This window comes from Pseudomonas sp. BAY1663, from assembly GCF_000582595.1.
GTDB lineage: Bacteria > Pseudomonadota > Gammaproteobacteria > Pseudomonadales > Pseudomonadaceae > Stutzerimonas > Stutzerimonas stutzeri_AF.
In genome coordinates this window covers 35,648-58,441 of the sequence record NZ_AZSV01000006.1, presented here as the reverse complement: position 1 = coordinate 58,441, position 22,794 = coordinate 35,648, and the positions used below count along the sequence as shown (strand labels likewise).

The window sequence follows — 22,794 nt, the reverse complement described above, 5'->3', positions numbered from 1 at the left end:
ATGTTTCAGAGCGAAAAAATGCGCTCTATACCGATATATGACGGGCTAGGCTAGTTGCCTTCGAATTGAAGGAACAGGTCGATGCACTGGCGCAACTCCCCCACCCACTATGGATTGACCAGCATCCTGCTGCACTGGCTGGTCGCCGTCGCGGTATTCGGCCTGTTCGGCCTGGGCTTGTGGATGGTCGGCCTGAACTACTACAGCAGCTGGTATCGCACCGCTCCGGAGCTCCACAAGAGCATCGGCATCGTGCTTTTCGCCGTGATGCTGCTGCGGGTGCTGTGGCGCCTTCTCAGCCCCGGCCCGGTCGCCCTGGCCAGTCATGGGGCGCTGACCCGGCTGACGACCAAGCTTGGCCACGGCCTGCTGTATGCCGGGCTGTTCGCCGTGATGATCTCGGGTTACCTGATTTCCACCGCCGACGGCCGGCCCATCGGCGTGTTCGGCTGGTTCGAGGTGCCGGCGCTGATCAGCGGCCTGCCCAGGCAGGAAGATATCGCCGGCCTGGTTCACGAATATCTCGCCTGGGCGCTGATGATTCTCGCGGGGCTGCATGCCCTGGCAGCGCTCAAACACCATTTCATCGATCACGATACGACGCTCAAACGCATGTTCGGGCGCGTGGATGGTTAATCGAAGTCCGTCAGGAGAACCCATGATGTTGAAGAAAACCCTCGCCGCATTCGCCCTGGGCTCAGCCCTGTTCGCCGGTCAGGCCATGGCCGCCGACTATGTCATCGACAAGCAGGGCCAGCACGCCTTCGTCAACTTCAAGATCAGCCACCTCGGCTACAGCTGGTTGTGGGGGACCTTCAAGGACTTCGACGGCCGCTTCAGTTTCGATGCCGCCCAGCCGGAAGCGAGCAAGGTCAACGTCACCCTGAAGACCGCCAGCGTCGATACCAACCATGCCGAGCGTGACAAGCACCTGCGCAGCGACGATTTCCTCAACGTCGGCAAGCACCCGACCGCGACCTTCGAATCCACCTCGGTGAAATCCACCGGAGAAGGCACCGCCGACATCAGTGGCAACCTCACGCTGAACGGTGTGACCAAGCCGGTGGTGATCGCCGCCCGCTTCATCGGCGAAGGCGACGATCCCTGGGGTGGCTACCGCGCCGGTTTCGAGGGCAGCACCACGCTGACGCTCAAGGACTTCGGTATCAAGATGGACCTCGGCCCGGCGTCGCAGACGGTCGACCTGATCATCTCCGTCGAAGGTGTGCGGCAGTAGGTTGCACGGGATGTGTCATGGACGCCGGCGTATGCCGGCGTTCTGTTTTGTGGCGCAGCGACAGGTGCAGTGATGGACAGTGGACAGAGCCTGTCTGGCTCAGAGGTTTTGCAACATTTAGTCAGCCCTGAACGGTTTACAGACAGTCTTGGATGTAAGTATATTCCCGTAATTCCGCCAGCCGCGTCTGCGCTCGGCCGTCATTCTTTGCGCCTGCAGCTTTTCAAGAGGTTTCCCATGCCAATCAAGCCAGCCAGTGCTGCCCTGATCTCCATTCTTGCCGTGGCTGTTTTCCTTGCAGGCTGCGAGGAGCAGGCGCCGCCGCCTGCCCAGGAGGCGCCGCGGGTCGGCATCGTCACGCTGCAGGCCGAGCCGTTCGCGCTGACCACCGAGTTGCCCGGGCGCACCCGCGCCTACCGCATCGCCGAGGTTCGGCCGCAGGTCAATGGCATCATCCAGAAGCGCCTGTTCACCGAAGGCAGCGACGTGAAGGCTGGCCAGCAGCTGTACCAGATCGACGCGGCGGTATACGACGCGACGCTCAAGAGCGCGCAGGCCAGCCTGGCGTCGAGCAAGTCGCTGGCCGAACGCTATGCCGAGCTGGTCAAGGACCAGGCCGTCAGCCGGCAGGCCTACGACGAGGCGCGTGCCGCCAGCCTGCAGGCCGAGGCGGACGTCGAGCGCGCCCGCATCGACCTGCGCTACACCAAGGTGCTGGCGCCCATTTCCGGGCGTATCGGCCGCTCCGCCGTTACCGAAGGAGCACTGGTCAGCAATGGCCAGGCGCAGGAGCTGGCGACCATCCAGCAGCTGGATCCGATCTACGTCGACGTCACCCAGCCGGCGCGCGAGCTGCTCGCCTTGCGGCGTGACCTGGCCGAGGGCCGTCTGCAGAAGGCCGGCGAGAATGCCGCCAAGGTGACCCTGACGCTGGAAGACGGCAGCGCGTACCCCCATGAAGGCAAGCTCGAATTCAGCGAGGTCACGGTGGATTCCGGCACCGGTTCGGTGACCCTGCGGGCGGTGCTGCCCAACCCCGACAAGGTGCTGCTACCCGGCATGTTCGTGCATGCGCAATTGGTGGCGGGCCTGAAGAGCGAGGCGATCCTGGTGCCGCAGCAGGGCGTGACCCGCAATGCCAGGGGCGAGCCCACGGCAATGGTGGTCAATGCCGAGAACAAGGTCGAGCTGCGCCGGATCAGGACCGAGCGCACGGTCGGCAATCGCTGGCTGGTGGGCGAGGGGCTGCAACCGGGCGATCGGGTGATCACCGAGGGGCTGCAGTTCATCCAGCCGGGCGTCGAGGTCAATGCCGTGCCGGCGACCAATGTCGACAATATCGGGGCGCCTGCCGGGCCCCAAGGCCAAGAAGGCTGAGGGGTTCCTAGTTCATGTCCAGATTCTTTATCGACCGGCCGATCTTCGCTGGGTGATCGCTCTGGTGATCATGCTGGCCGGTGGCCTGTCCATCCTCAATTTGCCGGTCAACCAGTACCCCAGCATCGCCCCGCCGGCGATCGGCATCCAGGTCAACTATCCGGGCGCCTCGGCACAGACGGTGCAGGACACCGTGGTGCAGGTCATCGAGCAACAGCTCAATGGCATCGACGGGCTGCGCTACATCAGCTCGGCGAGCAACTCCGACGGCAGCATGGAAATCACCGTCACCTTCAACCAGGGCATCAATCCGGATATTGCCCAGGTGCAGGTGCAGAACAAGCTGCAGCTGGCCACGCCGCTGTTGCCGCAGGAGGTCCAGCAGCAGGGCATCCGCGTGACCAAGTCGGTGCGAAACTTCCTCATGGTGGTCGGGGTGGTTTCCAGCGACGGCAGCATGACCCAGAGCGACCTGGCCGACTACATCGTGTCGAATATCCAGGACCCGCTGTCGCGTACCCGTGGCGTCGGCGACTTCCAGGTGTTCGGTTCGCAGTATGCGATGCGCATCTGGCTGGACCCGGCCAAGCTGAACAATTTCCAGCTGACCCCGGTGGACGTGAGCAACGCCATCCGCGAGCAGAACGTGCAGATTTCCTCGGGCCAGTTCGGTGCGTTGCCGGCGGTGCCGGGGCAGCAACTGAGCGCGACCATCATCGGCAAGACCCGCCTGCAGACCCCCGAGCAGTTCCGCGAGATTCTGCTCAAGGTCAACAGCGACGGTTCCCAGGTGCGCCTGAAGGACGTCGGCCAGGTCGAACTCGGTGCCGAGCGCACGGCCATCACCGCCTTGTACAACGGCAAGCCGGCCGCCGGTATCGGTATCAAGCTGGCTACCGGTGCCAATGCGCTGGATACCGCCAAGGCGATACGCCAGACGCTGGCCGAGCTGCAGCCGTTCTTCCCGCCGGGCGTGGAGGTGGTCTATCCCTATGACACCTCGCCGGTAGTGGCGACCTCGATCAACAACGTGGTGCACACGCTGTTCGAGGCCATCGTGCTGGTGTTCCTGGTGATGTACCTGTTCCTGCAGAACTTCCGCGCGACCCTGATTCCGACGCTGGCGGTGCCCGTGGTACTGCTGGGCACCTTCGGCCTGCTGGCCGCCTTCGGTTTCAGCATCAACACCCTGACCATGTTCGCCATGGTCCTGGCCATCGGTCTGCTGGTGGACGATGCCATCGTCGTGGTGGAGAACGTCGAGCGGGTGATGGCCGAGGAAGGCCTGTCGCCGGTGGAGGCCACGCGCAAATCCATGGGGCAGATCCAGGGCGCGCTGGTGGGGATCGGCCTGGTGCTTTCGGCGGTGTTCGTGCCGATGGCCTTCTTCGGCGGCTCGACCGGCATCATCTATCGCCAGTTCTCCATCACCATCGCCTCGGCGATGGGCCTGTCGGTACTGGTGGCACTGATCTTCACGCCGGCGCTGTGCGCCACCATGCTCAAGGCCAGCGACGGCGAGCACCAGCAGAAGCGCGGCTTCTTCGGCTGGTTCAACCGCACCTTCGACCGCGGCGTGCATCGCTACGAGCGGGGCGTGGCCGGGGTGCTGAAGCGCAAGCTGCCGTTCCTGGTGGTCTACCTGGTGATCGTCGCGGCCATGGCGCTGCTGTTCACCCGCCTGCCCAGCGCCTTCCTGCCGAACGAGGACCAGGGCGTGCTGTTCGTCCAGGTGCAGACGCCGGCCGGCTCCACCGCCGAGCGGACGCAGAAGACCGTGGACGCCATGCGCGAGTACCTGCTGGAGGAAGAGGGCGATGTGGTCCGCTCGGTGTTCACCGTCACCGGCTTCAACTTCGCCGGGCGCGGGCAGAACTCGGCCATCGCCTTCGTCAGCCTCAAGCCCTGGGGTGAGCGTACCGCGGCCGGCTCCAGCGTCTTCGAGCTGGCGCAACGCGCGCAGCAGCGTTTCTTCCAGTTCCGCGACGCGCAGGTATTCGCCTTCGCCCCGCCGGCGGTCATGGAGCTGGGCAACGCCACCGGCTTCAACTTCTACCTGCAGGACCAGGCGGGCCTCGGCCACGACGCCCTGATGCAGGCGCGCAACCAGTTCCTGCAACTGGCGGCGCAGAGTCCGGTGCTGCAGGCCGTGCGGCCCAACGGCTGAACGACGAACCGCAGTACCAGCTGCTGATCGATGACGAGAAGGCGCGCGCGCTGGGCGTATCGCTGAGCGACATCAACAACACCCTGGCGGTTGGCTGGGGCTCCAGCTACGTCAACGACTTCATCGACCGTGGCCGGGTGAAGAAGGTCTACGTGCAGGGCGATGCGCCTTCGCGCATGACGCCCGAGGACCTGGACAAGTGGTTCGTGCGCAACGACCAGGGCGAAATGGTGCCGTTCAGTGCCTTCGGCAGTGGCGAATGGATCTACGGCTCGCCGAAGCTCGCGCGCTACAACGGCGTGCCGGGGATGGAAATCCTCGGCGAACCGGCGGCAGGCTACAGCACCGGCGATGCCATGGCCGAGGTGGAGCGGCTGGCACAGCAGCTGCCGTCCGGCGTCGGGGTGTCCTGGACCGGGCTTTCCTTCGAGGAAATCCTCTCCGGCGGCCAGGCGCCGGCGCTCTATGCGCTCTCGCTGCTGGTGGTGTTCCTCTGCCTGGCGGCGCTGTACGAGAGCTGGTCGATCCCCTTCGCGGTGATGCTGGTGGTGCCGCTGGGCGTCATCGGCGCGGTGCTGGCGACCACCGGCCGCGGCCTGACCAACGATGTGTTCTTCCAGGTCGGCCTGCTGACCACCATCGGCCTGACGGCGAAGAACGCCATCCTGATCGTCGAGTTCGCCAAGGACCTGCACCGCGACGGCATGGAACTGTTCGAGGCGACGGTGCAGGCCTGCCGCATGCGTCTGCGCCCGATCATCATGACCTCGCTGGCCTTCACCCTCGGCGTGGTGCCACTGGCCATGGCCAGCGGCGCCGGCGCCGGTAGCTCGCACGCCATCGGTACCGGGGTGATCGGCGGGATGGTCACCGCCACCGCGCTGGTGATCTTCTGGGTGCCGCTGTTCTTCGTGCTGGTGACCTCGATTTCCAGTCGCAAGTCCGAGCAAGGTGAACAAGCGAAGGGGGATGCCCAGTGAACAAGTCCTTATTGAGCCTGGCATTGCTGGCCGCCCTGAGCGGCTGCTCGCTGATCCCCGACTATCAGCGGCCGCAGAGTCCGGTCGCCGATGCCTGGCCCGAGGGGCCGGCCTATGCCGCCAGCGCGGCACAGGCGCAGCGCGAGCTGGGCTGGCGCGAATTCTTCCGCGACCCGACGTTGCAGCAGCTGATCGAAGTGGCGCTGGAGAACAACCGCGACCTGCGCGTGGCGGCGCTCAACGTCGATGCCTACCGTGCGCTGTACCGCGTCCAGCGCGCCGACCTGCTGCCGGCGGTGAGTGCCGATGGCGCGGGCAGCCGCAGCCGCACGCCCGGCGATCTGAACATGACCGGCGAGCCGGCGATCAGCAGCCAGTACAGCGCCACCTTCGGCGTATCCTGGGAGCTCGACCTGTTCGGCCGGCTGCGCAGCCTGCGCGACCAGGCGCTGGAAGAATTCTTCGCCAGCGAGGCCGCGCAGCGCAGTACCCAGATCAGCCTGATCGCCAGTGTCGCCAACGCCTGGCTGACGCTGCAGGCCGACCAGGCACTGCTGCAGGTGACCCGCGACACGCTCAAGACCTACGAGCAAAGCTTCGACTTGACCCAGCGCAGCTTCGATGTCGGCGTCGCCTCGGCGCTGGAGCTGCGCCAGGCGCGCAGCGCCGTCGACACCGCGCGGGTGAGCATCGAACAGTACACTCGCCAGGTGGCACAGGATCGCAACGCCCTGACCCTGCTGCTCGGGCAGAACCTGCCCGCCGGTTTGCCGAGCGAGGGCGGCCTGGAGCGCACCCAGCTGGCGGCCCTGCCGGTCGGCCTGCCCTCCGATCTGCTCTACAAGCGCCCGGACATCCTCCAGGCCGAGCACCAGCTCAGGGCGGTCAATGCCAGCATCGGCGCGGCGCGGGCTGCGTTCTTCCCGCGCATCAGCCTGACCGGTGCGGCGGGTACTGCCAGCAGCGAGCTGTCCGGCCTGTTCGATGGGGGCTCGGGTTACTGGAATTTCGCGCCGAGCATCAGCGTGCCGATCTTCAATGCCGGTCAGCTGCGGGCCAATCTGGATTACGTCCGGATCAGCGAGAACATCCAGGTGGCGCAATACGAACAGGCCATCCAGACCGCGTTCCGCGAGGTCGCCGACGGCCTGGCCGCCCAGGCCACCTACAGCCGCCAGGTCCAGGCGCAGCGCGATCTGCTGGAAACCAGTGAGGCCTACTACAACCTCGCCGAACGTCGTTATCGCACCGGCGTGGACAGCTACCTGACCCTGCTCGACGCCCAGCGCCAGCTGTTCAGCGTGCAGCAGCAGCTGATCGGCGACCGCCTCGCGCAGATGGTCAGCGAGGTCAATCTGTTCAAGGCGCTCGGCGGCGGCTGGCAGGAAAACGGGCAGGCGCAGGCCGGAAACGACTGAGGCGCCATCGGCGGTCACGGGGGGTCGTGACTGGCCGGAGCGCAGACCGGCAAAGCGCACAAACGAAAACGCCGCCCATTCGGGCGGCGTTCTTGTATGCGCTTCGGTTCAGCGATTGCGCGTCAGCAGCGCCGGTTTCTCGCCGCGCGGCCGGCTCGGCAGTTGCTCGAGCTGCTCCAGGCTGGGCAGGCGGTCGATCTTCGACTCCTTGTGGATGATCACCGGCTGCTTCTCGCGCGGCTTGGCCGCTTCCTGGCGCGTCACCGCCGGCTCTTCGATACGGCGGCCCTCGTTCTTGCGCCGCGGCTGGCCGTTGCGCCCCTGGCCCTGGCCACCACGGGCGGCCTGCCCCTGCCCCTGGCGCTTGCCTTTGCCCGAGGCGGCACCCGCGCCGGCAGCATGCGGCTGGGCATTGCCCTGGCGAGCGGAAGCGCCTGGGCGACGGCCGCGGTTCTGTTTGTTCTGGTACGGGCTGACGTAGTCGACGCGATTGCCGAAATTGTCCACGTCGTCGTCGAGAAACTCCTCGGGATCACGATCCGCTGGCAGTTGCGGTGGCCGGGTGATGGCCTGGGCCTCGCCGGTCGCCCCATCGCGTGCGGGCTTGCGGGCCTTGCTCTTGTTGCGGCGGTTGCGTTCCTTCTGTTCGGCGCCTTTCTCGGCCGGCTTGTCGCGCTCGCCGCGGGCCTTGCGTTCGCCGCGCTGCGGCCGGGGCTGGCGCGGTTCGCGGGCTTCGGGCTTTTCCGCCTCGATGCTGCTGGCGTCGAAGCCCATCGGATCGCCATCGGCAATCTTCTGCTTGGTCAGGCGCTCGATGCCCTTGAGCAGCTTCTCCTCGTCCGGCGCGACCAGAGAGATGGCTTCACCGCTGCGCCCGGCACGGCCGGTACGGCCGATGCGGTGCACGTAGTCTTCCTCGACGTTGGGCAGCTCGAAGTTGACCACATGCGGCAACTGGTCGATGTCCAGGCCGCGGGCGGCGATATCGGTCGCCACGAGGATGCGCACCTGGTTGGCCTTGAAGTCGGCCAGGGCCTTGGTCCGGGCGTTCTGGCTCTTGTTGCCGTGGATCGCGGCGGCCGGCAGGCCGTGCTTCTCCAGGTACTCGGCCAGGCGGTTGGCGCCGTGCTTGGTACGGGTGAACACCAGCACCTGTTCCCAGGCGCCCTGGGTGATCAGGTGCGCGAGCAGGGCGCGCTTGTGGCTGGCGGCAACGCGGAACACGCGCTGCTCGATGCGCTCGACGGTGGTGTTCGGCGGGGTGACCTCGATGCGCTCGGGTTCGTGCAGCAGCTTGGCGGCGAGGTCGGTGATGTCCTTGGAGAAGGTGGCCGAGAACAGCAGGTTCTGGCGCTTGGCCGGCAGCTTGGCCAGCACCTTCTTGACGTCGTGGATGAAGCCCATGTCGAGCATGCGATCGGCTTCGTCGAGCACGAGGATTTCCACGTGGGCCAGGTCGATGGCCTTCTGGTTGGCCAGGTCGAGCAGGCGGCCCGGGCAGGCGACCAGCACGTCGAGGCCCTTGGCCACGGCCTGGATCTGCGGATTCATGCCGACACCGCCGAAGATGCAGGCGCTTTTCAGCGGCAGGTCGCGGGCGTAGACCTTGAAGCTGTCATGGACCTGGGCGGCGAGCTCGCGGGTCGGGGTCAGCACCAGTACGCGCGGCTGTTTCGGGCCGTAGCGGTGCTCGCGGTCCGGGTGGCCGCCGGGGAACAGCAGTTCGAGTACCGGCAGGGCGAAGCCGCCTGTCTTGCCGGTTCCGGTCTGGGCGCGACCATCAGGTCGCGGCCTTGCAACACGGCGGGGATGGCCCGCTGTTGCACGGGAGTAGGCTGGGTATAACCGGCGGCCTCGACGGCACCGGCCAAAGCCTCGGAGAGACCGAGGGAAGCAAAGGACATGAGTAATCCTGTCTTGTTAGGGGCGTGGCCCTTGGGATGATCATGCCTGGCTTGAATCGCGACTGGCGTGCGATCCCGTCCGGTCCTGCCGCGATCTGCTGATGGCGGCATCCGGGCGTAAGCCTGGCGGAAGCGCGGAGTATAACAGAGCCTGTCAACGCCGCATTGCTTTGACAGTGTCGCAGGTCACGGGTTCATTAGCCAGCTCCGTATTGCTACGGAGCCGGGAAATTTCACCGAGGCAGCTTCAGGTTGTTCCAGATCGCCAGGCTCGGCTCGGCCTGGTTCAGCGTGTAGAAGTGCAACCCCGGCGCGCCGCCGACCAGCAGCTTCTCGCACATCTCGCTGATGACCTGCTCGCCGAAGGCCTGGATGCTGTCGATGTCGTCGCCATAGGCTTCCAGCTGCTTGCGCACCCAGCGCGGGATCTCGGCGCCGCAGGCATCGGAGAAGCGCGCCAGCTTGCTGTAGTTGGTGATCGGCATGATGCCCGGAACCACCGGGATGTCGACGCCCAGCTTGCGTACGCGCTCGACGAAATAGAAGTAGCAGTCGGCATTGAAGAAGTACTGGGTAATGGCGCTGCTGGCACCGGCCCTGGCCTTGTGCACGAAGTTCGCCAGGTCGTCCTCGAAACTGCGTGCCTGCGGGTGCATCTCCGGGTAGGCGGCGACCTCGATGTGGAAGTGGTCGCCGGTCTCGACGCGGATGAATTCCACCAGGTCGCTGGCGTGGCGCAATTCGCCGTTGGCCAGACCCATGCCGGACGGCAGGTCGCCGCGCAGGGCGACGATGCGCTTGATGCCGGCGTCGCGGTAGATGTTCAGCAGCTGGCGCAGCTCCTGCTTGCTGTCGCCGACGCAGGACAGGTGTGGCGCGGTCGGCACCTTCACCTCGCTGTCGAGCTGCAGCACGGTATTCAGGGTGCGGTCGCGGGTCGAGCCGCCGGCGCCGTAGGTGCAGGAGAAGAAATCGGGCTGGTAGCCGGCCAACTGGCGAGCCACGTTCAGCAGTTTTTCATGCCCGGCTTCGGTCTTGGTGGGGAAGAACTCGAAGCTGATCGACGGGCGATTAGCAGAAGTCATCAGTAATTCCTTTGACTGCTTCAGGCGCAGGCTGGAAAGCGCGTGCAGCACTTTCCAGCGCCTGGGATGGGCAGGTGGAAAAGGCCTGTGGCCGTTTTCCACCCTACGGCGATCAGTAGCGGTAGCTGTCCGGCTTGAACGGGCCTTCGACCGTTACTCCGATGTAGTCGGCCTGCTTGGCGGTCAGCTGGGTGACCACGCCGCCGAAGCCCTTGACCATTTCCAGCGCCACTTCTTCGTCGAGCTTCTTCGGCAGCACCATGACGGTGACGTTCTTGGTCTTCTCGGCCACCGGCAGGTCGGCGAACTTCTCGTTGTAGAGGTGAATCTGCGCCAGCACCTGGTTGGCGAAGGAGCCGTCCATGATCCGGCTCGGGTGGCCGGTGGCGTTGCCCAGGTTCACCAGGCGGCCTTCGGCCAGCAGGATCAGGTAGTCGTCGTTGGCCGGGTCGACGGTCTTGCCGGTGCGGTGGATCTTGTGCACCTGCGGCTTGACCTCTTCCCAGCCCCAGTTCTGGCGCATGAAGGCGGTGTCGATCTCGTTGTCGAAGTGGCCGATGTTGCACACCACGGCGCGCTTCTTCAGCGCCTTGAGCATGTTGGCGTCGCAGACGTTGACGTTGCCGGTGGTGGTGACGATCAGGTCGATCCGGCCCAGCAGGGCGCTGTCGACGCAGGTCTCGGAGCCGTCGTTGATGCCGTTCTGGTACGGGGAGACGACTTCGAAGCCGTCCATGCAGGCCTGCATGGCGCAGATCGGATCGACTTCCGAGATCTTGACGATCATGCCTTCCTGGCGCAGCGACTGCGCCGAGCCCTTGCCGACGTCGCCGTAGCCGATGACCAGCGCCTGCTTGCCCGACAGCAGGTGGTCGGTGCCGCGCTTGATGGCGTCGTTGAGGCTGTGACGGCAGCCGTACTTGTTGTCGTTCTTGCTCTTGGTGACCGAGTCGTTGACGTTGATCGCCGGGACCTTCAGGGTGCCGCCCTTGAGCATGTCGAGCAGGCGGTGCACGCCGGTGGTGGTTTCCTCGGTGATGCCGTGCACGCGCTCGAGCACCTGCGGGTACTTGTCGTGGAGGATCTGGGTCAGGTCGCCACCGTCGTCCAGCACCATGTTGGCGTCCCATGGCTGGCCGTCCTTGAGAATGGTCTGCTCGATGCACCACTCGTACTCTTGCTCGGTCTCGCCCTTCCAGGCGAACACCGGGATGCCGGCGGCGGCGATGGCGGCGGCGGCCTGGTCCTGGGTGGAGAAGATGTTGCAGCTCGACCAGCGTACCTCTGCCCCCAGCGCGACGAGGGTCTCGATCAGCACCGCGGTCTGGATGGTCATGTGGATGCAGCCGAGGATTTTCGCGCCCGCGAGCGGCTGCTCGGCGGCGTACTTGCGGCGCAGGCCCATCAGCGCCGGCATTTCCGATTCGGCGATGATGATCTCGCGGCGGCCCCAGGCGGCCAGGGAAATGTCGGCGACCTTGAAGTCGGTGAAACCGGCAGGCGTCATGACAGCACTCATCGAAGAGTTCTCCATTCGTAGTATGCGAATGGGCGCCGTTGATGCGTTCGAGGAAACGCCCCATCCGAGCCTGACAGGCGAGAACCGGATTCGACCTTCGCCAGGTTCGAAACGGTTCTCCATCTGCTGCAGCGCCCCTCGGACGGGTGGCGGGCACGGCCGAAGCGGGGTCGACCGGGAAAAGCCCGGCGATTATAGCCGCGCCGGCGGGCAATCCCAAGCCCGGCGCCGGCGAACTCGGCCGTGTGCTCGGGGGTCGTAATTTCAGGTTCGGTGCAAAGGCGCCGGGCGAGATCCAGGAGAACGCCATGAACCTTTTGCTGCGCATTGCGCCCCTGTTCCTGCTCGGCGCCTTCAGCCTGTCGGCCGCTGCCCAGTCCTGCTATGTCCGCAGCGAAGCCTCCGGTGCGGTGCCGTCGCCGGTGGTGACCGAGCACTGTTTCGAGTTCCACAACCTGGATAAGGACGACGCCATGGACTGGCTCTGCCAGGACAACGGGGCGGTCGAAAGCTCGCGGCGGGAAATCCGCGCCAGCTGCCCTGCGGGGTACTTCGGCATCTGCACCGCGCCGATGACCCCGGAGACCCTGGCCAACGAGCGCGCCGCCGGCTCCCAGGCGGCCAATGGCACCTGGCCGACCACCGTCGATGACGATGCGCGGATCGTGACCTATCACTACCAGGCCACGAACCGGGCGCAGGCGCGGGCCGAATGCGAAAGCGCGGGCGGCACCTGGTCGCGCTAGGCGCGAACGGTGGTGTCCACGCAGCCGATGCCCGAGCGATTTGTTCAACCGCGCCGGGGCGGGGATAATCCCGCGCTTTGCATCGATGAGTGGTTGAACCATGAAGCTGAGACTGCTGAGCCTGTCCCTGATCGCCGCCCTGGCCCTGAGCGCTTGCGATCGGGTCGACCCCAACTCACCGCTCGGCAAGCGCAAGGCGATCTACCAGCAGATGCTCGACACCAAGGAGGACCTTGGCGGGATGCTGCGCGGTCGCCTGGCCTTCGATGCGGCGGGGTTCGCTGCCGGCGCGGCCAGGCTCGACGAACTCTCGCGCCAGCCCTGGCAGCACTATCCTGAGGCCAAGGAGAAGCAGAGCGACGCGCGCGACGACGTCTGGCAGCGCCAGGAACGCTTCAACGAGATGGCGCGTGAACTGGAAGGCACCACCGCCGCGCTGGTCGAGGTGCCCCGCGCCTCGACGCCGACGCCCGAGGGCGTGGCGCCGGCCTTGCAGCGGGTCGAGGATGCCTGCGAAGCCTGCCACAAGGAATTTCGCGCCTACTGACCGGTATTCACTGCCGCAGGGCGCCGAGCTTGTGCCGGGCCTTGGCCAGCTGGTTCCTGCGCAATTCGATCAACTGCGCATCGCCGGTACCCAGCGCCTCCCGCAGGAGCGTCTCGCGGCGCTCCACCCGGCGGACGGCCTGTTCGTACTCGACCTGGTGAGGATGCAGCGCGACCAGCCCCTGGCACCGTTCGGTCAGGCCCTGCAGTTCGCCGTTCAGGTGGGCCTGGCGCAGCTTGTCGCCCCGCAGGCGCGCCTGCTGTAGCTGCTCGCGCAGTGACTGGCGCTGTTCGTTGCAATAGGCGTCGGGTTGCGCCGCCGCCGGCAGCGGACTGGCAGCAGCGCAGGCGAGTAGCAGGGCAAGCGGCAGATGCCTGGCAGTCATGCTTTGCCTCCGTAGTTGTTCTTCAGCTTCTATCGACCGCGGCGCCGGGCGAAAGTCCCTCAGAAGCCGGATATCCCGGCGCCATGCAGGCGCTCGCGCAGGGGCTGTAGCTCGTCGGCGCTGAAGAAGGCCTGCAACTGGCGGGCCCGACCCGGCCCGATGCCGGGCTCGGCCTGCCATTGGGCGGTGCTGCGCGCGGCCAGGGTGTTCCAGTTGGTCGTGGCGGCGAGCGATACCTTGGCCGGCAGGCCGAGCGCCCGCAGCCATTGCGGCAAAGACCTGCTGCGTGCCTGGGCGAAGCTGCCGGCCAGCGCTTGCGCCCGCTCCGCGCCGATGCCGGGCAGCTGGCGCAGTGCCGCGGCGTCCAGTTCCAGCCAGGCGAGCAGGTCCGGCAGCAGGCCCGCCTCCAGCAACGCCTGCCAACTGCCGATGCCGACGCCGGGAAGGTCGAGGCCCTGCTTGCCGCTCAGCCAGGCCAGGCGGGCGAGGAACTGCTGGCGACAGCCCGGCGTCGGTCGCCAGCAACTGTGGGCGTGATGCAGCGCCGGATCGGGCGCCACCACCACAGCGCGTTCGTGGGTGCGCCAGACCACGGCATCCAGCTGCGGGATGGCCTGGCCGGCGAGCACGATGGAAATCTGGTCGCCCGGGCGCACGTCCAGCGCCTGCCAGCGTTGCAGCGATCCCAGGCTGAGCCTGCCGATGCGCCGATCGTCCAGCTGCACCGGTTCGAGCTGCAGCAGCGGCGTGATCCGACCGCTGCGGCCGATGCGAAACTCCACGGCGCGTACCTGCGCCAGCGCCCTGCGCAGCGGATACTTCCAGGCTACCGCCCAGTACGGTTCGGCCTGCCAGCGTTCGGCCGGCGGCCGCTGGCCCTGGCGCAGCACCACGCCGTCGCTGGCGAAGGGCAGCGGTTGGTGATACCAGTGCTGGCGCAGGCGGCTGGCCTGGGCGGCGTCCTGCAGGCGCCGGGTGAAGCGTTGGCTGTCGCCGAAGCCCAGCGCCGCCAGGCGTTCGAGCCGCGTGGGCATGTCCTGCGGACCATTGGGCCAATCCCAGACGAACAGGCCGATCCGCGCGGCGCTGGCGGTTTCGAGCTGGCGGCTCGCCATGGCCCCGGCGACCCGGCTGCGCGCGCCCCCGCTACCGGCCACGGCTTGCACATGCCGCTCCAGCCGCCAGTAGAGTTCGCCCTGCAGAATCACCTCGCCCGGCTCCGCCAGTTGCTGCGGGATCGTCGGCAACTGCCAGGTCCTGGCGGTCCAGTCCTGACCGCTGCGACCGTCGCCGCGGCTGATGGCCTGCTGCAGATGGCCGTCGCGATAGACCAGGGTGACGGCCACGCCGTCGACCTTGGGCTGGATCCACAGGTCCGAGCGCTGTGCGATCCATGTGCGAACGGCGCCTTCGTCGGCGAGCTTGGCCAGCCCGGTCTGCCGCACCGGATGCACCTGCGGCCCGCCGGCACCGGCCAGCGGGTCGGCCTGCCGATAGCCGTCCGTGGAAAAGCAGCGCTGCCAGCCGTGCAGGCGGGCGCGGCTCTGGTCGTAGAGTTCATCGTCCACCAGCGACAGGCCGCGCCGGTGATAGGCCTCGTCCCAGCGGGCGAGTTGCTGCTGGAGATGGAGGATTTCCCGTTGTGCCCGTGTGGGAGTCCAGTCCGGGCAGGCGGCGAGGAAAGGCGAGACGAGGCACAGCGATAACGCGATCAGGCGTTGCATGGCGAGCTTCCTTGCTCCGATGGAGGGATGCGCCTGCCGTGACGGCAGGCCGCAGCGTCATTGTCGCCGGCTTGCCGCTGGCTGGCCGTGCGTCAGCGCATATTGAACAATTCCTGGTGGAAATCCTTCGGCGACAGGCCATGGCGCTGCAGATCCTGGCGCAGATCGTGGCCGAAGCCGGCCGGGCCGCAGAACCATAGGTCGCAGTCCTGCCAGTGCGGCGCCAGCTGGCGCAGGCGCTCGGGGGACAGCCGGCCGTTCTCGCTGGCCACCAGCACGTGCAGGCGCACGCGGGCGCGCCCGGCCAGTTGCTCGATGCGCTCGATGAAGCCGCGGTCCGGCGCGCTGGTGCAGTAGAACAGATCGGTGTTGCCGCCCTGGCCGCTGTCCGCCAGGGCCTGCAGCCGGCCGATGAAGGGGGCGATGCCGATGCCGCCGGCCACCCAGATCTGCCCGGGCTTGTCGCCGTGGAAATCGAAGCAGCCGTAGGGGCCCTCGATGGTGACCAGGTCGCCCACCTTCAGGGTGTCCGGCAGGGTACGGGTGTAGTCGCCGAGCCCCTTGATGGAGAACGCCAGCCGGCCGTCGTTGCGCCAGGCCGAGGAGAGGCTGAACGGGTGCGGGCCTTCCCGCGGGTCGAAGGTGACGAAGGCGAACTGCCCGGCCTGGTGGCCCGGCCAGGCGCCGTCGAGCTGTATTTCGACCCGCAGGACGCGGTTGTCCTGATGGTGGGTCAGTGCCTCTATGCGGCCGACCACCTGGTGCTTGCGGCCGATGCGGCGCAGCAGCGAGATGCACGCGGCCACCGAGCCGGCGGCCAGCATCAGCGCCAGCACCACGCCCAGCGGCGAGCGCCAGTACGCCGCCGGCGTCAGCACCAGCGAATGCAGCACCAGCAGCAGGTAGATCAGCGCCAGCCAGCGGTGCGTCTTGAAGAACCAGCGGTAGGGAAAGCGCTTGACCAGCGCCAGCACGATCAGGATCGCACCGGCATAGAAGGCCCACTCGCCGAGATCCTCGGCCGGCCCGTGCAGGTCGTGCAGAATGCCGGCGATACCTCCGGCCGCCTGTTCGGCGCCGCGGCGTGCCGGTCGCTCCAGCCAGCCGAGGCCGACCAGCCATTTCGGTATCTGCCCCCAGCCCCAGTGGACGGTGGCGATCACCAGGGCGCTGATGCCCAGCCACTTGTGCAAGCGGTAGGTCTTGTCCAGGCCGTCGAAGAAGCGTTCGAATCGTTTCGGCCGGGCGGCCAGTACCACCGCGATACTCATCGCACCGATGGCCAGCACGCCGCTGTAATTGACCAGCGCCTTGCGCAGGGGCCAGAACGGGTAGCGCGCCATGATGAAGTCATCGACCAGCAGCCATAGCAGGGTCAGGCCGACGAACAGGGCTGCATAGGTCAGTTTGATCGATCTCATAGGGACAAGCCTCCTCGCTGGCATGGGAACGCCAGCTTTTTCGAGCATGCGCATATGGCCGCGTGGACGCCATGACCACGGTCAGTAGTTGCCCTGGATGCCGGAAAGAACAGACCCGGGCCGGGCTTTTTATCTACAATTCGGCCCCTCAATCCCTCGAAGAGAAGCGCCCGTGCCCTCCGTCATCTCCATCGAGCAGCTCACCAAGACCTACGCGTCCGGCCATCCGGCGCTGAAGCGGATCGACCTGCAGATCCGCAAGGGCGAGATCTTCGCCCTGCTCGGCCCCAACGGCGCCGGCAAGACCACGCTGATCAACATCATCTGCGGCATCGTCAATCCCGGCAGCGGGCACGTGCGGGTGGATGGCCACGACATCATCCGCGACTACCGCGCCGCGCGCGCGCAGATCGGCCTGGTGCCGCAGGAGCTGTACAACGAGGGCTTCGAGAGCGTCTGGGCGACGGTGCGCTTTTCCCGCGGGCTGTTCGGCAAGGCGCCGGACGACGCCTATCTGGAGCGGCTGCTGCGCGACCTGTCGCTGTGGGACAAGCGCGATGCGCGCATCCTGGAGCTTTCCGGCGGCATGAAGCGCCGGGTGATGATCGCCAAGGCGCTGTCCCACGAGCCGTCCATCCTGTTCCTCGACGAGCCCACCGCCGGCGTCGACGTCGAGCTGCGCCGCGACATGTGGGAGATGGTCCGCGGCCTGCGCGCCCGCGGGGTGACCATCATCCTCACCACCCACTACATCGAGGAGGCCGAGGAGATGGCCGACCGCATCGGGGTGATCAGCAAGGGCGAGATCATCCTGGTCGAGGACAAGGCCGTGCTGATGCACAAGCTCGGCAAGAAGCAACTGACGCTGCAACTGCAGCGCCCGCTGGCGACGATCCCGCCCGAGTTCGCCGACTATCCGCTGGAGCTGACGAGCGAAGGCAACCAGCTGGTCTACACCTTCGATGCCCAGCACGAGCACACCGGCATCGCCGAGCTGCTCAAGCGCCTCGCCGAGCACGGCATCGACTTCAAGGACCTGCAGTCCAGCCAGAGCTCGCTGGAAGAGATTTTCGTCAGCTTGGTAAAAGGCAGCCGCACATGAATCTTTATGCAATCCGCGCCATCTACCTGTTCGAGCTGGCGCGTACCTGGCGCACCCTGCTGCAGAGCATCGCCACCCCGGTGATCTCCACTTCGCTGTACTTCGTGGTGTTCGGCTCGGCCATCGGCGCGCGGATGGAGGCGATGCACGGCATCCCCTACGGCGCCTTCATCATTCCCGGGCTGATCATGATGGCGCTGCTCACCGAGAGCATCTCCAACGCCTCGTTCGGCATCTACATGCCGCGCTATTCGGGGACCATCTACGAGGTGCTGTCGGCGCCGGTGTCGTACATCGAGATCGTCATCGGCTATGTCGGCGCGGCGGCGACCAAGTCGCTGATCCTCGGCGTGATCATCCTGCTCACCGCGCGGTTGTTCGTCGATTACCAGATCCAGCATCCGCTGATGATGGCGCTGTTCCTGGTGCTCACCGCGGTGACCTTTTGCCTGTTCGGCTTCATCATCGGTATCTGGGCCGACGGCTGGGAGAAGCTGCAGATCGTCCCGGCGTTGATTGTCACGCCGCTGGCGTTCCTCGGCGGCAGCTTCTACTCGATCGAGATGCTGCCGCCGCTGTGGCAGAAGATCACCCTGTTCAACCCGGTGGTGTACCTGATCAGCGGCTTCCGCTGGAGCTTCTACGGCGTCTCGGACATCAGCGTCGGCGTCAGCCTGGCGATGATCCTCGGCTTTCTCGCCGCCTGCCTGCTGGCGGTGTGGTGGATCTTCCGGACCGGCTACCGGCTGAAGAACTGAGCACGAATGAAAACGCCCGCGAGCGCGGGCGTTTTCCTGTGCGGGTCCGGCTTACTTGCCGAACAGCTTGCCGAGGCCGAGAGCGGCATCCTTGGCCTGGGTGATGGCCTGGACCTTCTCGTCGATTGCTGCACCTTCATCGGTAGCGCTGGCATTGGCCGCCAGTTCCTCGCTGTTCAGCTGCGCGCAGCCGCCTTCCACCTGCGCGATGCTGTTGTTGAGCTTCTCGTTGCCGAGCATCTGGCCGAGCAGCTTGCCGGTTTCCAGATGGCCTTGCTGAGCGGCCAGCCGCTGTTCGCACTTGGCCTGCACGTCAGCAGCGTCAGCGGCCTGCAGCGAAGCGCTGCCGAGGGCGAGGGCGGCACAGCAGAAGAGATGGGAAATACGCATGGATAACCTCCTGTAAAAGCCGATCGCGGCATGCGATCGGGTGCGTCCATTCGAAAGGGGCGGCGATGATAGCGCCTGGCCTTCGGATCGGAAAGGCCCTGGGACGGGTGTTTCGTGGGGGCGGAGCCGCGTATCCGTTTTCAGGTGCCCATGTGCCGGCTTGGTGCGGGCCGAAATGCAAAAGCCCCGCGCGGCTCGTGCCGGCGGGGCTTTTAGCGGTGCGCTCGTGCGCGGCTGCTTTTACAGCCCGGCCGCGGCGCGCAGGGCGTCGGCCTTGTCGGTGCGCTCCCAGGTGAAGGCGGTGAAGGTGTCGGCACCCACCGTCATCTCGTAGGGAGTGCGGCCGAAGTGGCCGTAGGCCGCGGTGGCGCGGTACATCGGGTGCAGCAGGTCGAGCATGCGGGTGATCGCGTAGGGGCGCAGGTCGAAATGCTCGCGCACCAGGGCGATGATCTTGTCGTCGCCGAGCTTGCCGGTGCCGAAGGTGTTCAGCGAGATGGAGGTCGGCTGGGCCACGCCGATGGCGTAGGACACCTGGATCTCGCAGCGATCGGCGAGACCGGCGGCGACGATGTTCTTGGCCACGTAGCGGCCGGCGTAGGCGGCGCTGCGGTCGACCTTGGACGGGTCCTTGCCGGAGAAGGCGCCGCCGCCGTGGCGGGCCATGCCGCCGTAGGTGTCGACGATGATCTTGCGTCCGGTCAGACCGCAGTCGCCCACCGGGCCGCCGATGACGAACTGGCCGGTCGGGTTGATGTGGTACTGGGTGTCCTTGTGCAGCAGCTCGGCCGGCAGGCAGTGCTTGATGACCAGTTCCATCACCGCTTCGCGCAGGTCGCTCTGCTTGACGTCCGGGTTGTGCTGGGTGGACAGCACCACGGCGTCGATGCCGGCGACCTGGCCGTTCTCGTAGCGGCAGGTGACCTGGCTCTTGGCGTCCGGGCGCAGCCACGGCAACAGGCCGTTCTTGCGCGCTTCGGCCTGGCGCTCGACCAGCGCGTGGGAGAAGCGGATCGGTGCCGGCATCAGCACGTCGGTCTCGTTGCTGGCGTAGCCGAACATCAGGCCCTGGTCGCCGGCGCCTGGTCTTCCGGCCGCGAACGGTCGACGCCCTGGGCGATGTCCACCGACTGCTTGCCGATGATGTTGATGATGCCGCAGGTGGCGCCGTCGAAGCCGACGTCCGAGCTGTTGTAGCCGATGTCGACGATGACGTCGCGCACCAGTTGCTCCAGATCGACCCAGGCGGAGGTGGTGACTTCGCCGGCGACGATCGCCACACCGGTCTTGACCAGAGTCTCGCAGGCCACGCGGGCATGCTTGTCCTCGGCGATGATGGCGTCGAGCACCGCATCGGAGATCTGGTCGGCGATCTTGTCCGGATGCCCTTCGGACACGGACTCGGAGGTGAAAATCGAGTATTCGCTCATCTATCGGTTCCTAATTACCGGTGGGTGAGTCGGTCGTCAGGGGCGGGCCGGGAAAAGTGCCGGGCCTGGATCTGAAAACCGTTCTTCAAGCCAATGTAGAGACTCTCGCCGGGCGTGAGCCCCGCGGCATCGGCCCAACGGGCCAGATCGTCCTGTTCGAAGCCCAGCCAGAGATCGCCGCAGGCCTCCCTGGCCCAACTCTGGTTGTGGCTGCACAGCTCGGTGACCAGCAGGCTGCCGCCCACCTTCACCAGCCGTGCCAGTTGTTTCATCGCCTCGCCCGGTGCCGCCAGGTGATGCAGGACCATGTTCAGCACCACGCAATCGGCTGCCGGGCAGTCGTCGTGCAGGGCGTCGGCGAGCTTCAGCTCGACGTTGCCCAGGCCCGCCTGCTCGCAGCGCATGCGCGCCAGCTCGAGCATGGCCGGGCTGTTGTCCAGCGCCACCACGCGGGCGAAGCGCCGCGCCAGCTCCGGCAGGAAGCTACCGTCGCCGGGACCGACCTCCAGTGCCGTGGCGCTGGCGTCGACAGGCAGCGTATCGAGCAGGGCCAGCACGCTGTCGCGATACTGCGGCAGGCCGGCAATCAAATCCTGGCGGGCCTGGAAGCTGCCGGCCATGCGCGCGAAGAAATCCTCGCTGGCGGCGCTGCGCTGGGCGTGCACCGCGGCGATGCGCGCCTCGATCTCGCTCGGCAGCTGCAGCCGGTCGGCCTCCTCGAGCAATGCCGCGTGCAGCTTGCCACCCAGGCTGTCGGGTTGTGGCAGGCTGCGCCGGTAGAACACCGCGTTGCCTTCGCGACGGGTGGCGAGCAGGCCGACCTGGGTCAGCACCTTGAGGTGGTGGCTCATGCCCGACTGCCCGGTGGCGAAGATCTGCGCCAGTTCCAGCACGCCGAAGGAGTCGCTGGCCAGCGCCCGCAGCACCTTCAGGCGCAGCGCGTCGCCGCCGGCCTTGCACAGCGCGGCGAGCTGGTCGCTGACATCGAAACGGATCTGGGGAATGCGCAGGCTCATATGGCGCGCAGTCTAGTCGGTCACTTTTCGTACAGCAAGATCAATATCAAAAACTTTTGATATTGCCTCGGCGGCCCGCGCTCACGGCAGCAGGCGCGACAGGCCGAGGGCGCAGGACACCAGGCCGAGGCCCAGCAAAAAGAAGTTGGGCAGGATGTCCAGCAGCCGCTGGAGCCGGCCGGCGCCGCTGAGGCGGCGCGACAGCAGGCTGTAGGCCAGCAGGATGCTCAGGTCGATGGCCGCCCAGATGGCGATCAGCGCCGTCGCCTGCGGCGCGAACGGCTGCGCGGGCAGGATGAAGCCGGGCAGGAAGGCGAGGAAGAACAGGATGTCCTTGGGGTTCGACAGGCCCACGGCCATGGCCCGCCAGAAATAGTGCGATTCGCGCCGGCGCGGTGGCGCGGCTTCGCTGGCGCCGCCGCAGAGCCCGTCGCAGCCCAGCCAGATCAGGTAGAGCCCGCCGAGCACTTGCCCGGCCTCGAGCACCACCGGCTCCAGGTCCAGCGCCAGGTAGATCATCGACAGCGCGGCGACCATCAGCACCTGGGCGGATACCACGCCGCCGAGAATGGTCCACAGCGGCCAGCGGCGCCGGGCGTCGGCGACCACCAGCGCGACCACCGGGCCGGGGGAGGCGATCAGCAGGGCGACCGCGGCGGCGAAGGCGAGATAGGTGGCGTTCATAGCTCGGTCACCAGTTCGAAGACCCGCGTCTGCTTGCCCAGCCGCTCCGCATAGAAGCGCGGGTTGCAGATGGCGAAGGCGCGCTGCATCCAGCGGTCGTTGCCGTCGAAGCGAGCGTCGAAGCGGCTGCGGGCGTGGGCGGTACGGCGGTTGTCGATGATCAGCAGGTCGCCGCGGGCCAGCCGTATCGGCTCGGCCACCTCCCAGGCGATGCGCCGCAGCTTTTCCAGCAGGCTGCGCGCGTGCTCGCTCGGCGCCAGCATGAACTGCGGGTCGAAGCGGAAGAAGGGCGCGTCCGGGTCGCCGTAGAGCACGCTCTGGTGGCGGCCGATGTCGATCCGCTGGTTCTTTTCCCGTGGGCCGTAGTCGGAGAGGAAGTTGTAGGGCTCGTTGAGCAGAAATGCCTGTTCTTCATGGCTCAGGCGCTCGAGGATCGGCTCGACCGAAGCGACGTAGGTGATCGCTTCGGCCGCCGGGTCCTGGCGCAGGCAGAGCAGCACCAGGTAGTCCGGCAGGATGGCGTGGAAGGCGTTCTCGGTGTGCAGGTCGAGCTCGGTGTCGAAGCTGTCCGAGGTGGCGGCGCGCGATTGCGCCTGCTGGGCGAAGAAGTTGTTGACGATGCTGCCGCCGGACTCCTGGACATAGCCGATCGGCTCGCCGAGCAACGCCGTCGCCTGCAGCAGCAGGCGCTCGCTGCTGTCGTCGTCCTTGCGTATCCGCTCGCGGCACGGCGGGGTCGGTGGAATATCGCCGATGGGCAGGTCTTGCAGCAGCACAAAGCCTTGCCGGTTGCCGAACAACTTGAAGTGAAGGATCTGCGCGATCTGCTCCTGCTGCAGGCCGCCGCTGCGGATGGCGGAGGCCAGGAGATGGTCGAATGGGTCATGAAACATGGCATCCTTCC

General features: G+C 66.6%; 17 protein-coding genes, 3 pseudogenes and 1 riboswitch. Of the genes and pseudogenes, 9 read left to right on the top strand and 11 right to left on the bottom strand.

What is annotated here, in order from left to right:
- Nucleotides 1–81: 81 nt before the first annotated feature.
- The 5 genes and pseudogenes from BAY1663_RS03395 (at nucleotide 82) to adeC (ending at nucleotide 7,179) form a co-directional block, all read left to right on the top strand.
- On the top strand, nucleotides 82–636 hold the full coding sequence (locus BAY1663_RS03395) for a cytochrome b (RefSeq protein WP_037037966.1): 555 nt from the start codon (nucleotides 82–84) through the stop codon (nucleotides 634–636).
- Between the two features lie 25 nt (nucleotides 637–661).
- The gene (locus tag BAY1663_RS03390; RefSeq protein WP_037038018.1) at nucleotides 662–1,237 is read left to right on the top strand and encodes a YceI family protein; all 576 of its coding nucleotides are present in this window, start codon (nucleotides 662–664) and stop codon (nucleotides 1,235–1,237) included.
- Nucleotides 1,238–1,474: 237 nt separating this feature from the next.
- Nucleotides 1,475–2,614 (top strand): efflux RND transporter periplasmic adaptor subunit, encoded by a 1,140-nt coding sequence (locus BAY1663_RS03385; RefSeq protein ID WP_037037964.1) that lies wholly within the window; start codon nucleotides 1,475–1,477, stop codon nucleotides 2,612–2,614.
- 14 nt (nucleotides 2,615–2,628) lie between these two features.
- Nucleotides 2,629–5,761, top strand: a pseudogene (locus BAY1663_RS03380) (efflux RND transporter permease subunit).
- Nucleotides 5,758–7,179 (top strand): AdeC/AdeK/OprM family multidrug efflux complex outer membrane factor, encoded by a 1,422-nt coding sequence (gene adeC / locus BAY1663_RS03375; protein ID WP_037037962.1) that lies wholly within the window; start codon nucleotides 5,758–5,760, stop codon nucleotides 7,177–7,179. The pseudogene BAY1663_RS03380 and the gene adeC overlap by 4 nt, the downstream one beginning before the upstream one ends.
- Before the next feature lie 108 nt (nucleotides 7,180–7,287).
- On the opposite strand, the pseudogene BAY1663_RS03370 reads toward adeC, so the two are convergent.
- The 3 genes and pseudogenes from BAY1663_RS03370 to ahcY form a co-directional block, all read right to left on the bottom strand.
- Nucleotides 7,288–9,083, bottom strand: a pseudogene (locus BAY1663_RS03370) (DEAD/DEAH box helicase).
- Nucleotides 9,084–9,316: 233 nt separating this feature from the next.
- Entirely contained in the window at nucleotides 9,317–10,168 is an 852-nt protein-coding gene (metF, locus tag BAY1663_RS03365; RefSeq protein ID WP_037037960.1) for a methylenetetrahydrofolate reductase [NAD(P)H], read from the bottom strand.
- A gap of 112 nt (nucleotides 10,169–10,280) precedes the next feature.
- The gene (gene ahcY / locus BAY1663_RS03360) at nucleotides 10,281–11,687 is read right to left on the bottom strand and encodes an adenosylhomocysteinase (RefSeq protein ID WP_037037958.1); all 1,407 of its coding nucleotides are present in this window, start codon (nucleotides 11,685–11,687) and stop codon (nucleotides 10,281–10,283) included.
- A gap of 23 nt (nucleotides 11,688–11,710) precedes the next feature.
- A riboswitch (S-adenosyl-L-homocysteine riboswitch) is annotated at nucleotides 11,711–11,833 on the bottom strand.
- A gap of 162 nt (nucleotides 11,834–11,995) precedes the next feature.
- Between ahcY and BAY1663_RS03355 the strand changes: the two genes are divergently transcribed.
- Both BAY1663_RS03355 and BAY1663_RS03350 read left to right on the top strand, forming a co-directional pair.
- On the top strand, nucleotides 11,996–12,433 hold the full coding sequence (locus BAY1663_RS03355; RefSeq protein WP_037037957.1) for a hypothetical protein: 438 nt from the start codon (nucleotides 11,996–11,998) through the stop codon (nucleotides 12,431–12,433).
- 100 nt (nucleotides 12,434–12,533) lie between these two features.
- Nucleotides 12,534–12,980, top strand: coding sequence for a cytochrome c (locus BAY1663_RS03350; RefSeq protein ID WP_037037956.1), 447 nt, complete (start codon nucleotides 12,534–12,536; stop codon nucleotides 12,978–12,980).
- 7 nt (nucleotides 12,981–12,987) lie between these two features.
- On the opposite strand, the gene BAY1663_RS03345 is transcribed toward BAY1663_RS03350, so the two are convergent.
- The 3 genes from BAY1663_RS03345 to BAY1663_RS03335 form a co-directional block, all read right to left on the bottom strand.
- A complete protein-coding gene (locus BAY1663_RS03345) occupies nucleotides 12,988–13,365 on the bottom strand; it encodes a DUF1090 domain-containing protein (protein ID WP_037037954.1) in 378 nt (125 codons plus the stop codon).
- Between the two features lie 59 nt (nucleotides 13,366–13,424).
- Nucleotides 13,425–15,089 (bottom strand): NAD-dependent DNA ligase LigB, encoded by a 1,665-nt coding sequence (gene ligB, locus BAY1663_RS03340; protein WP_037037952.1) that lies wholly within the window; start codon nucleotides 15,087–15,089, stop codon nucleotides 13,425–13,427.
- Between the two features lie 92 nt (nucleotides 15,090–15,181).
- Complete coding sequence (locus BAY1663_RS03335; RefSeq protein ID WP_037037950.1) at nucleotides 15,182–16,510, bottom strand: ferric reductase-like transmembrane domain-containing protein; 1,329 nt, start codon at nucleotides 16,508–16,510, stop codon at nucleotides 15,182–15,184.
- 172 nt (nucleotides 16,511–16,682) lie between these two features.
- On the opposite strand from BAY1663_RS03335, the gene BAY1663_RS03330 reads away from it, so the two are divergent.
- Together BAY1663_RS03330 and BAY1663_RS03325 are read left to right on the top strand one after the other, a co-directional pair.
- Nucleotides 16,683–17,612 (top strand): ABC transporter ATP-binding protein, encoded by a 930-nt coding sequence (locus tag BAY1663_RS03330; protein WP_037037949.1) that lies wholly within the window; start codon nucleotides 16,683–16,685, stop codon nucleotides 17,610–17,612.
- Nucleotides 17,609–18,370 (top strand): ABC transporter permease, encoded by a 762-nt coding sequence (locus BAY1663_RS03325; RefSeq protein ID WP_037037947.1) that lies wholly within the window; start codon nucleotides 17,609–17,611, stop codon nucleotides 18,368–18,370. Before BAY1663_RS03330 ends, BAY1663_RS03325 begins: the two co-directional genes overlap by 4 nt.
- Nucleotides 18,371–18,421: 51 nt before the next feature.
- On the opposite strand, the gene BAY1663_RS03320 is transcribed toward BAY1663_RS03325, so the two are convergent.
- From BAY1663_RS03320 to BAY1663_RS03300, 5 genes and pseudogenes are all read right to left on the bottom strand, one after another.
- On the bottom strand, nucleotides 18,422–18,760 hold the full coding sequence (locus BAY1663_RS03320; RefSeq protein ID WP_037037945.1) for a hypothetical protein: 339 nt from the start codon (nucleotides 18,758–18,760) through the stop codon (nucleotides 18,422–18,424).
- 240 nt (nucleotides 18,761–19,000) lie between these two features.
- Nucleotides 19,001–20,190, bottom strand: a pseudogene (metK, locus tag BAY1663_RS03315) (methionine adenosyltransferase).
- A 14-nt stretch (nucleotides 20,191–20,204) separates the two neighbouring features.
- A complete protein-coding gene (locus BAY1663_RS03310) occupies nucleotides 20,205–21,206 on the bottom strand; it encodes a metalloregulator ArsR/SmtB family transcription factor (protein WP_037037941.1) in 1,002 nt (333 codons plus the stop codon).
- A gap of 81 nt (nucleotides 21,207–21,287) precedes the next feature.
- Nucleotides 21,288–21,890 (bottom strand): LysE family translocator, encoded by a 603-nt coding sequence (locus tag BAY1663_RS03305; RefSeq protein WP_037037940.1) that lies wholly within the window; start codon nucleotides 21,888–21,890, stop codon nucleotides 21,288–21,290.
- Nucleotides 21,887–22,783, bottom strand: coding sequence for a TauD/TfdA family dioxygenase (locus BAY1663_RS03300; protein ID WP_037037938.1), 897 nt, complete (start codon nucleotides 22,781–22,783; stop codon nucleotides 21,887–21,889). The genes BAY1663_RS03305 and BAY1663_RS03300 overlap by 4 nt, the downstream gene beginning before the upstream one ends.
- Between the last annotated feature and the right edge of the window lie 11 nt (nucleotides 22,784–22,794).